Raw genomic sequence first — 11,996 nt, forward strand, 5'->3', positions numbered from 1 at the left:
GCTACCAAAAGTAACGACTAACCGAGAAGCCCCCACTTCAAACAGTCCGTTAGGACGTTAAGTGGCGGGTAGTTCACACATACATGAAGTTGAGAATAGCATTCGGGCTATTCTTGTTTTCAAAAATGATTTTTAGTGTGTATCTCCTCTTAGCATATACATTATGTATGCGCTTATTTATCAGAGATATACTCAAAATACCGTTCTGTTTTAGGAGAAAAAATGAATGATGAAATTTTTATGATAAGAAATTCAGATGAAGTCATTTAAGGGTGTCTCACATCCACCTCAATGAGTTTTGGTTTATCCAGGATGTTTCGTATTGGTTGCAAAAACAAAGGCGTTTATAAGGAGTTTTAGGGGGTTCATTTTGAATTGGTACATATCAATTTGGTTTGTATGACCATAAATTTATTTTTTTTTTGGTTTTTTACTCAATTATAATTGAGAGAAGTATACACATGTCATATTCTATATGGGAGTACTTACAGGATTCTTACTACAAAATATACCTCTTAGCAAAGGATAAAAAATACATGAATACAGTTGTATCTATAAAACAGCCTAAGCTAATCCAAAAAAATAAAATGTGAGATACATGGTGAACCAATCTGATATGCTAAAAAATGGAGTAATGCAGTTAAGATAAAATTATCAATGTATACATTATGGGCACAATAACTGAAGTTCACTTACAAAGAAAGATATTAGTGGGGACGAGTTTAGTTAGAATTGTTTTTGGAGGTGTTATCTTACTTTTTTTACGAAATACTATGATTTTAATTCTAGACATAATACAAACAATTACAATGAATCTCTGTAATTGTGTTGTAGGTTTCGAATGATTTACTTTCAAAATCATTAAACACTCTGATTCGAATTGTTATGAAATCATTTTTGCACCAGAATCCTGTTTATAGAAATTCCCTCTAAAACGTATGTCTTTTGTAAACAAATGAACATATAGCAGATATACTTGTGGTTTTATTGAATATAGTGAACGAATCTCGGCTGCACCTCTAATTTTAATTTTCATAATTTTCATAATTTTATAATTTTTTTATCTAAAGTTTAGTAATATATAACTTAATTTTAAATAAATAATTTTTCGGAAATAAATACTATAACCAGTAAACTCTTTGAAATCAAATAAATTTATATAAAAATTAAATTATTAACGTTGATAAAAAAATACATGCGTTGCTATTTTTGATATTTGTTTGATATATTCTCTATTAATAACTAAGATTTGACATTATACATTTAGAGTTTTATGTAGTTTGATTGTTGACTCGTTCAAAGAAAGGCGGAAAAAGTTTGGAAAAACCTATTCGTTTAAAAGAATTATTTTATATTCTAAAAAAACGGTTATTTACAATCGTATCTATTTCTATAGGAGCAGCAATTGTAAGTTCAATAATAAATTTTTATTTTATAACCCCCATCTATCAATCTTCTACTCAAATTCTTGTGAATCAAAAAAAACAAGAAGGTATAATTCAACCAGGAGAAATTCAAACCAATATTCAATTAACAAATACATATAAAATCATTATCAAAAGCCCTGTCATTTTGGAGCAAGTAAAAAACAAGTTAAAATTAGACATAACAGTACAAGAATTAAGTAGAAAGATTAATGTGGCAAATGAAAAGGACTCTCAAGTAATTATTATTACCGTACAAAGTGAGGATCTTAAAGTAGCAAATAAGATTGCCAATACAGTAGCAGAAGTCTTTAAAAATGAAGTTGCAAAAATTATGAGTATTGATAATGTTACGATTCTCTCCAAGGCAGAAATAGTAACAGAACCAGTAAAACCTAGACCACTATTAAACATTGGAATTGTTTTCAGTATAGGATTGATATTAGCAATTGGATTTACTCTATTGATAGAACATTTAGATAATACTCTAAAAAAAGAAGAAGATATTGAAAATGAGCTCGAACTACCTATTTTTGGAGTTATTTCTCATATTAATGAAAATGGAGAAAAAGGTAATAATATGCTTACAGACGCCAAGAAAGTGAGGGGACATACAATTGGTTCTTAAAAAGAATAAGGTACGACAACATCGACAATTAATTACGCATGCTCAATCAAATTCTGTTATAGCAGAGCAATATCGTACTATTCGTACTAATATCGAGTTTGCTGCAGTAGATAAACCCATACAATCACTTCTTATTGCCTCTCCAACTTCTGAAGCAGGAAAGACAACAACTGCTGCAAATATAGCGGTTGTATTTGCTCAACAAGGAAAAAAAGTTTTAATAGTAGATACAGATTTACGTAGACCGGTACTACATGAACTGTTCCAAGTTGATAATAAGTTTGGGTTAACAAGCACATTAACCGGCGCACAGATTCTGGAAGATTGTATCAAACGTACAGAAGTAAATGGGCTATACTTATTACCATGTGGACCCATTCCACCAAACCCAGCAGAGTTATTAGGATCAGAAACAATGAAAGAAACTATATTACATTTACATAAAATATATGATTTTATTATTTTTGATACACCGCCCATTCTATCCGTATCAGATGCGCAAATTCTGGCAAATCAATGTGATTCATCACTTCTGATTATTCGTTGTGGTGTAACGGAAAAAGCTGATGCATTGAAAGCAAAACATATACTAGGTAATGCCCCAGGAAAACTCCTTGGTGTTGTATTAAATGATAAAGAACAAGAAAAAGGAGAAGCGTACTATTATAGCCAGAATTAAAACATAAGAAGAAAGAATGAGACAAAATGATTGATTTATATTGTCCTATTCTATCAGGTGTGGATGATGGAGTTCGCACTATTACAGAAAGCATTAAAAAGTATTAATATGGAAAATTAGTGATAAAAGAAGGATTTCATACTATTTTTGCTAGACCACATCATTAAAACCTTATATTTTAAAGTACTACCGGGGTCAAAAGTTAGATTATGTGTATTTTTCTTAATATTCCTAAAAATGATGTTGTATTAAATCCACCAAATAGATTTGTGTTAATAGAGTTTGCTTCTCAATCTGTCCCAAAATATGTAGAAAAAATGTTATATACAGGTCAAGGGCATTACTCCTATTATCATTCCCCCTGAAAGAAATATGGGGTTTGTAAAAAAATCTAAAGAAATTATATAAGTTATTGAATCATAAGGCTTTAACTCAAATTACCAACAGTCGTTTAAGTAAGCATTTTTGAAAAGGGATTAAGAAATTTAGCTTACTTTCAGTTTCCACAATATAACCAACAGGTAACGACGTTATAGAAAAGAATTTGATATTTCTGTAGCTTGTAGCTTCAAAGAAAATGCATCTTTAGCTTTCCGTGGTAAAGAGTTTTATAAAGAAAAACAGGAGAGGATACATTATAAAAAGTTATTTAGTCTTTTTTTAAGCGTAATAAAGTTGGTGATGTCTTCCTTACCGATATCAATGGGGGCACTCGGTCATGCTGTGGGTAAAATGTATTACCTTAGATGCTTGTCATCAAAAGTATGATGTGAGGAAGGGTTAGATGCCCAGATATATCATATAACTATCCTAGTTATTATTAAAAAAGAAAATCAAAGGTATATTAACGTTTCTTTAGGAGGTACGAAAATTGACGTATAAAGGAAGGGTATGCCTATTAATATTAATAGATTCTTTGATTGTTTTAACTTCAGTTTGGTCGAGTTATTGGATTTTATTTCCTGATTTATTAAAAAAAGAACCTGAACTTTGTATTACCAGTTCCATAGCGTTATTGTGTAGTCATTATTTTTTTGCATATTCTTATAAATTATATAAAAAAGCCTGGGAGTACGCAAGTATTAGAGAATTGGAGCAAATTTTTAAAGCTGTTACTTTCTCTGTTATTCTAATTGCAGTCGTTCAATATATAACGGAGCAGTATGTATATTTGCGTATTTTAGTAATTACATGGATGTTATATATAGTCTTACTTGGAAGTTCTCGTTTGGTATGGCGTATTTTTCGCGATAGATACATTACGAAAAATATTGGTTACAAACGTACACTTATTGTGGGAGCTGGTTCAGCGGGAACGATGGTTATACGACAATTGCAAAAAAATAAAAGTACTCATTTAGAGGCAGTTGCATTTGTTGACGATAATAAAACAAAACAACATTTAGAAATTCATGGTGTTCCTGTAGTTGGAACGACAGCTAATATTCACCAAATAGTGAATCAATATGAAATTGAACATATCATTATTGCTATTCCATCTTTAAAGAGAAGAGAAATAAATAAGATTTTTCAAGAATGTACCAAAACAAAAGCGAAAACTCAAATTGTACCTATGTTAGAAGATATATTATATGGAAACATTCCTATTAATAGATTTAGTGATGTTAAGGTTGAAGATTTGCTCGGTAGAGAACCTGTCAAATTAGATGATATAGGTATTACTGAAACAATTACTGGTCATACAATTTTGGTTACAGGTGCTGGTGGATCCATTGGTTCTGAAATTTGCCGACAAGTCATGAAATATACGCCAGAAAAAGTTATCTTATTAGGTCATGGAGAAAATAGTATTTACACAATTGAGATGGAGCTAAAGGAGTACTATCAAGAGAACGTTGAAATAATAGCAGAAATCGCCGATATTCAAGATCGTAATAAATTATTTAGCTTAATAGAAAAACATAAACCATACATTATATATCATGCAGCAGCACATAAGCATGTTCCTCTTATGGAACGTAATCCAGAGGAAGCTGTAAAAAATAACATAATTGGTACCAAAAATATTGCAGAAGCCGCAGATACGTTTAAAGTAAACTCGTTTGTTATGATTTCAACCGATAAGGCTGTCAATCCTACAAGTGTGATGGGAGCTACAAAACGTATTGCTGAAATGATTGTTCAACACATGAATACAATAAGTAAAACAAAATTTGTGGCCGTTCGTTTTGGGAATGTGTTAGGAAGCCGTGGAAGTGTTATCCCATTATTTAAAAAACAAATAGAAAAAGGGGGACCTGTAACTGTTACTCATCCAGATATGGTACGCTATTTCATGACAATTCCAGAGGCATCACGTCTTGTAATACAAGCAGGAGCTCTAGCAAAGGGAGGAGAGATTTTTGTACTGGATATGGGAGAGCCTGTTAAAATTGTTGATCTTGCAAAAAGTTTAATTACATTATCAGGATATTCTATAGAAGAAATTGGGATTAAGTTTACAGGGATGAGACCTGGTGAAAAGTTATATGAGGAGTTATTTAAAGACGCAGATGTGTTAGCAAATAAAATTTATCCGAAAATATATGTCGGTAAACCAAAAATTACGGATATTACTACTATTATGAATTTGATGGAATATTTTCATGAGTATGAAAAAGCTAAGTTAAAACAAATACTATTTGATATAGCCTTCGAGAGAAACATCGATACTCCAGTTATGAAAATATAAATGACAGGATTAGGAGAATTAAAAATGGAGTTATCGAAAAAAAGAAAACCATCAGATGAAAAAGCACCTTTAACATTGAAACGGAATTTTTTATATACAGCAACTGCAAACCTTATATACGCTTTTAGTCAATGGTTGATTATTTTATTAATTGCTAAGCTGGGAAATATAGAAATGGTTGGACAATATTCTCTAGGCTTATCCATAACAGCTCCCATATTTTTGTTTCTTAATATGAACTTACGGAGTATACAGGCAACTGATACAAATAATAGCTATAAGTTTATAGACTATTTTATAAATCGAGTTATTACAAGTCTAATAGGTATCATAATTGTATCAATTATTGCATTACTAGGAACTTTCAATGACCAAACGAGAGGAATTATACTTTTAATAGCATTAAGTCGTTTTTTTGAGTCGTTGTGTGATGTATCTTATGGACTCTATCAGCAAAAAGAGAGGATGGATTATCTAGCTTTTTCGAAAATCATACAAAGCATATTGGCTATCTTTTTGGTTACCTTATCTATGGTAATGTTTAAGAATCTACTGTTCAGTGTGATTTTATATTCCTTAACATTTATATTTGTTTTAACCTTATACGATTTTAGAAAAATTAGGGGGTTGGTGCATTTTAATATGTTTAAATTCTATAAAAATCCTAGTAAATTTTTTAATGTAAAAACATTAATTATTCTTGGACTACCGTTGGGAATTGTATCTTCCTTAGATACACTAAATGCGAACCTTCCTAGGTACTTTATTCAATACTTTTTGAATGAAGTAGCATTGGGGTATTTTGCTTCAATAGCATTTATCATGTCAACAGGGGCTACAGTTGTAAACGCACTTGCTCATGCTAGTATTTCAAAACTGGCCAATTACTATCAAATAAACTATGAGTTATTTAAAAAATTATTATTTCAACTTGTTTGTTTAGGAATACTCATAGGAGGAGGAGGGGTTCTAGTAAGTTATTTATTTGGTGAAATTATATTGAGTTTTCTATATGCAGATGCTTATAGCCTTTATAATAACGTATTTATTATCATTATGGTTTCTGGATTAATTTGGTACGTAACTGGATTTGTGAGTAGTGCACTTACTGCAACTAGAGAATTTAAAGCACAGGTTCCCATCCACATCATAACAACAATTGTTACGGTTATTTCATCAGTGCTGTTAATACCTCAATATACTTTAATTGGAGCTGCGTTAGTTGTATGTATTTCAAATACATGCAGATGTATTTTAACCTTAAATACTCTTAATAAAATTGTAAGTAAAAAAAATAAAAGAGGTATCGAAGGATGCGTTTGAAGGCTTTTTTTCAAAAAAATGGTTATGTATTAGGTTTTTTTAGGTTATTCACAAGAAGTTTTATAAAAGTATTACATGTACTAAATACAAATAGATGGAGGATTATGGGGGTTAAATTAGGTAAGGGTTCAATTATACAGATGAGTACGAAAATTGAAAATCCTAAACAAATAATAATAGGTGATAACTGCTTAATTGCAAGTGGTACTGTAATCGATAGTGAAAAAAATGATGGAAAGTTAATTTTGAAAAATAATGTTCAGATTAACAAAGGAGTGAGATTAGATCACACTGGAAATCTCGTAATATATGATAATGTTCTAGTCTCAGAGTATTCAACTGTATGTACTCATAGTCACGGACACAACCCTCGATCTAATGCAGTTCCCCAAAGTCTAATTATTAGAGAAAAAACTTGGATTGGCTCACATTCTATTATCTTATCAGGAATTAATGAGATAGGAAGTAACTCTATAGTAGCCTCAGGATCGATTGTTACTAAAACTGTAGAGTCAAAATCTGTATATGGGGGAAACCCAGCTAAGTATATTAAATCTTTATAGGAGCATCTTTATGAATTTGTTTTTATTAATAATAATGTTACTTGTAATATATTTATTTGGCTTATGTTACTCATATTTTAGATCCAATAAAGATATATTCTCACCTGGAGTCTTGATTACATTTTTGCAGATCATTAGTACAATCCCATACCTATTATTGTTACTGTTTGACAAAAGTCAGATTTCATACCTTATATATACTAATGAGTTTGATGTGGAAAATAAACTTATTTGGTATGTGTTTATACAAATATTAGGTTATATCTGCTTAATGATAGGTATAGAGTGTAAAAGGCATCCGAATTTTTTTCAGAAAAATCCTATAATAAATATCGATATTTCTCAAAATAGAGCATATATAGCAATCTTTATCTCATTACTTTTAGGTATCCTTGGCTATATGTTTTTTTTGAAAAATATAGGAGGTTTCAGTAACCTTGTTTACAATCTTCAGCATCGAGCTGAGTTTACTTCAGGGAATGGTTATATATTAACTTTGCTTAAATTTTTAACAGTAGCTATTTGCTTATTAATTTATAGTAGGAAGTTTAAAAGGAATGGGAGCATATGGTATAAATTTTTCATTCTAGTCGTATTGATGGGTACAATATTTGTTTTATCTACTCTTGGTGGACGAAAAGCTACTATACATTTAGTGATATTGTGCATAGTATTTTTTCATTATGGCGTTTCACGCATAAAAAAAATGCCTATTAATTTTTATTTTATATTAATTGTGGGTTTGGTATATTTTATAGCCATGCCAATATTAAGAAGCCCAGGAGCTATTGAATATTATAGTGAAAGACCAACAGAATTATATGAGCAAGTAAAACAAAATTATACTGAATCTATAAAATCTATAAGTTATGTGGACCATTATGTCTTGATAACAGACCATTTTACTTTGCAAAATGTTTGGTTAGGAAAAAGTTATTTAGATTTATTCAAAGCACCTTTACCAAGATCTATATATCCTGAAAAACCACCTATTGATGATGGTATGTATATTCGTACAATAGCAGAAGGATATAATGTTACACCGTCTAAACCAGTTCAGGAGTTGTATGCATCCTCCTGGCCGCCTGAAACTCTTGGAAGTATGTATGCTAATTTTTGGATACCGGGTGTTGTATTCGGGATGTATATATTAGGAGTTATTTATAAAATTTCATATTATTTCATGAAAGTGAGTGGATATAATTTTATATCTATTTTCATTTATGGAAGTATAATTTTAAACTTTCAATTAAGTAATTTAAGAATAGTACAGATTACCACGGATTTATTATTAGTTTTAGTATTTATTTTTTTATTTTCTAATAAAGAAAATAAACCATTAGGGTGAGGGAATTTAAAATGAAGGATATCTTGATATTAGCACCATATTATTTACCTGGGTTCAAAGGTGGAGGACCTATAAGATCTATTAGTAATTTAGTGCACACTTTAGGAAATGAACTTAACTTTAAAATTATTACTAGTAATAGGGATTTAGGGGATTCGATAGCATATGAAAAGGCTCAAAATGAAGTTTGGACGAAAGTGGGATTGGCAGAAGTTTATTATGTAACTCCTGAAAAATTTAATTTTAGATATTTAAGAAAAATTATTCAAAGCACGCAGTATGATTTTATTTATCTGAATAGTTTTTTTAATACAAACTTTTCGGTTATTCCTATCTTATTGAGGAGAATGGGGATCATTCCCTATAAGCCAATTATAGTAGCACCAAGAGGAGAATTCTCACCAGGTGCTTTAAAGATAAAAAAATTTAAAAAAGAATTGTTCATTGAGTCAACAAAGTTAGTAGGCCTACATAATAAAGTGATTTGGCATGCTACGAGTGAAGAGGAAAAAACAGATATAAAGCAGATTTATGGAGAAGAAGTTCCGGTACGTGTTGCTCAGAATTTACCTAATATTTTTGAAAATAAAGAAAATCAGAAAAAGGAAAAGAAAAGAGGAGAATTAAAACTTGTTTTTCTATCGAGAATAACGGAAAAAAAGAATTTGAAAGGAGCATTAACTTTTTTAAAAGGCATTACTGGAAATATAACTTTTGATATTTATGGTCCAATTGAAAATCAAAATTATTGGAGTGCATGTCGAAATATAATTGAATCGCTGCCAAATAATGTCCAGGTAAATTACATGGGACAAGTTAATAATAATAAAGTGCATCCACTGTTTTCTAATTATAACGCTTTTTTATTTCCAACATTTGGTGAAAATTATGGTCATGTAATTGTTGAATCACTGTTAGCAGGTTGTCCGGTTATTATAAGTGATCAAACACCTTGGAAAAATCTTAAAAATGAAGGTGCTGGCTGGACAATCCCTTTAGAGAAAGAAGAGACGTTCATATCCGCTTTAAATGACATTGTGCATATGGATTCTGAAGAATTCCAAAAATTATCAAGAAGCGCTTCTAAATATGCTATGAAAATGTTTTTTTGTGAAGAAATATTGAAACAAAATAGAGATTTATTTTCAATAAATTAATTCATATTAGCAGGGAGTGATTTAAATTGTTTAAAAATAAAACATTGCTTATTACTGGTGGAACAGGTTCATTTGGTAATGCGGTTCTCAATCGTTTTCTAGATACCGATATTAAAGAAATTCGCATTTTTAGTAGAGATGAGAAGAAACAAGAAGATATGCGTATAAGACTTAATAACTCTAAGGTGAAATTTTATATTGGAGATGTACGTAATAAGGAAAGTATTGACTATGCAATGAAAGGAGTTGATTATGTTTTTCATGCTGCTGCCTTAAAACAAGTTCCTTCTTGTGAGTTTTATCCAATGGAGGCTTTAAAAACAAATGTTGTTGGAACTGAGAACGTAATTAATAGTGCAATCCAAAATACAGTAAAGAAAGTTATCCTTTTAAGTACGGATAAGGCAGTTTATCCAATTAATGCAATGGGGCAATCAAAAGCTTTAGCTGAAAAAATATTAGTGGCTCAGTCCAGAAATGGAGTAGATGGAGAAACTGTTTTGTGTGCAACACGTTATGGTAATGTTATGGCTTCTAGAGGGTCGGTTATTCCTTTGTTTATTGAACAAATTAAGAATAATTTACCTTTAACAGTTACTGATCCCGAAATGACGCGGTTTTTAATGTCTGTAGATGATGCAGTAGATTTAGTATTATATGCATTTGAACATGGTAATCAAGGTGATATTTTTGTGCAAAAGGCCCCCGCATCAACAATTTTTGATTTAGCTATTGCTTTAAAGGAAATTTTTAGTGCTGAAAATGAAGTGAAGATAATAGGGACGAGACATGCTGAAAAACTTTATGAAACTTTATTAACTAGAGAAGAAATGGTCAATTCAGAAGATCTTGGAGATTATTATCGTATTAAAGCTGATAATCGTGATTTAAACTACAATAAATATTTTACAGTAGGAAAAACTAGTATTAGCGAACAAAAAGATTATCACTCACATAATACGAAAAAACTAGATATAAAGAGTATAAAAAAATTAATACTTAAATTAGATTATGTACAAGAACAATTGGCGGAGTTTAAAAAAGAACAATTAATGATGATAGAGGGGTTGTCATGAAAATACTAGTAACAGGATCAGAGGGGTTTGTAGGGAGACATTTAGTAGATAGACTGAGTAAAATCAATGATATTGAAATTTATCGTTTTACGAAAGAATGTTCATTATCTGTACTTAATGATTATTTGAAAGAGATAGATGGAATTTATCATTTAGCGGGTGTAAATCGTCCTCAAAATGAAGAAGAATTTCAGGAAGGAAACGTAGAATTAACAAAATATATCGTAGACAATTTATTAAAAATAGACAATAAACCTTGGATTGTTTTTTCTTCATCAACTCAAGCAGAATTAGAAAATCCATATGGACAGAGTAAAAAGAAAGCGGAAGATGTTTTGCTTAGTTATCAATTTGAAACAAAAGCATATGTAAATATTTATCGTTTACCTAATTTGTTTGGAAAATGGTGTAAGCCGAATTACAATTCTGTAGTAGCCACCTTTTGTCATAATATTGCAAGGGGGAAGGCAATTTCTATCCATAATCCTGAAAGATTATTGGAACTGTTATATATTGATGACCTTGTAGAAGAATTTATTAATCTATTACATGACGGACCTAATAAAAAATTTTATTCCAAAATAACTGGGACATATGAAATCACATTGCAGGATTTGGCGGAAAAAATTAATAGTTTTTATAATATTAGGAAAAATCACATTATTCCAGATCTTTCAGATGATTTCACTAAAAAATTATATGCAACATATCTCTCTTTTTTAGAAAAAAATGATTTCGCTTATAAGTTAGAAATGAAAAGAGATAATAGAGGTTTTTTAGCGGAAATTGTAAAATCTAATGAATTTGGCCAAATATTTATATCTAGTACAAAGGAGAACGTTATAAGAGGAAATCATTATCATCACACAAAAGTAGAAAAATTTTGTGTGATGAGGGGAGAAGCTGAAATTAATTTTCGAGATATTTATTCGGAATCATCTTTCTCTTATATCGTATCGGGAGAAAGGTTAGAAGTAGTCGACATTCCACCAGGTTATACACATAACATCAAAAACGTGGGTCCAGACGAGATGTTAGTATTATTTTGGGCAAATGAAATTTTTAACCCGGAAAAAGCCGATACATTCTATTTAGAGGTGTAAACA

At 30.4% G+C, this 11,996-nt stretch carries 9 protein-coding genes; all 9 read left to right on the forward strand.

The window, feature by feature from the left end:
* Positions 1-1,317 precede the first annotated feature (1,317 nt).
* The 9 genes from ACQRBL_RS28290 (at position 1,318) to ACQRBL_RS28330 (ending at position 11,993) form a co-directional block, all read left to right on the forward strand.
* Entirely contained in the window at positions 1,318-2,052 is a 735-nt protein-coding gene (locus ACQRBL_RS28290; protein WP_000414660.1) for a YveK family protein, read from the forward strand.
* Positions 2,042-2,731, forward strand: coding sequence for a CpsD/CapB family tyrosine-protein kinase (locus ACQRBL_RS28295; RefSeq protein WP_000243212.1), 690 nt, complete (start codon positions 2,042-2,044; stop codon positions 2,729-2,731). The genes ACQRBL_RS28290 and ACQRBL_RS28295 overlap by 11 nt, the downstream gene beginning before the upstream one ends.
* 871 nt (positions 2,732-3,602) lie before the next feature.
* A complete protein-coding gene (locus ACQRBL_RS28300) occupies positions 3,603-5,423 on the forward strand; it encodes a polysaccharide biosynthesis protein (protein WP_000221321.1) in 1,821 nt (606 codons plus the stop codon).
* 24 nt (positions 5,424-5,447) lie between these two features.
* Positions 5,448-6,746 carry an oligosaccharide flippase family protein gene (locus tag ACQRBL_RS28305; RefSeq protein WP_000423575.1) on the forward strand — a complete coding sequence of 433 codons (1,299 nt, stop codon included), beginning with the start codon at positions 5,448-5,450 and terminating at the stop codon, positions 6,744-6,746.
* Positions 6,737-7,309, forward strand: coding sequence for an acyltransferase (locus tag ACQRBL_RS28310; protein ID WP_411996352.1), 573 nt, complete (start codon positions 6,737-6,739; stop codon positions 7,307-7,309). The genes ACQRBL_RS28305 and ACQRBL_RS28310 overlap by 10 nt, the downstream gene beginning before the upstream one ends.
* Before the next feature lie 34 nt (positions 7,310-7,343).
* A complete protein-coding gene (locus ACQRBL_RS28315; protein ID WP_232292629.1) occupies positions 7,344-8,657 on the forward strand; it encodes an O-antigen polymerase in 1,314 nt (437 codons plus the stop codon).
* 11 nt (positions 8,658-8,668) lie between these two features.
* On the forward strand, positions 8,669-9,814 hold the full coding sequence (locus ACQRBL_RS28320) for a glycosyltransferase family 4 protein (protein ID WP_000651756.1): 1,146 nt from the start codon (positions 8,669-8,671) through the stop codon (positions 9,812-9,814).
* 26 nt (positions 9,815-9,840) lie between these two features.
* On the forward strand, positions 9,841-10,890 hold the full coding sequence (locus ACQRBL_RS28325) for a polysaccharide biosynthesis protein (protein ID WP_000475911.1): 1,050 nt from the start codon (positions 9,841-9,843) through the stop codon (positions 10,888-10,890).
* Complete coding sequence (locus ACQRBL_RS28330; protein WP_000699475.1) at positions 10,887-11,993, forward strand: NAD-dependent epimerase/dehydratase family protein; 1,107 nt, start codon at positions 10,887-10,889, stop codon at positions 11,991-11,993. Before ACQRBL_RS28325 ends, ACQRBL_RS28330 begins: the two co-directional genes overlap by 4 nt.
* Positions 11,994-11,996 lie beyond the last annotated feature (3 nt).

It is taken from the genome of Bacillus sp. AF62, from assembly GCF_050312695.1.
GTDB lineage: Bacteria > Bacillota > Bacilli > Bacillales > Bacillaceae_G > Bacillus_A > Bacillus_A cereus.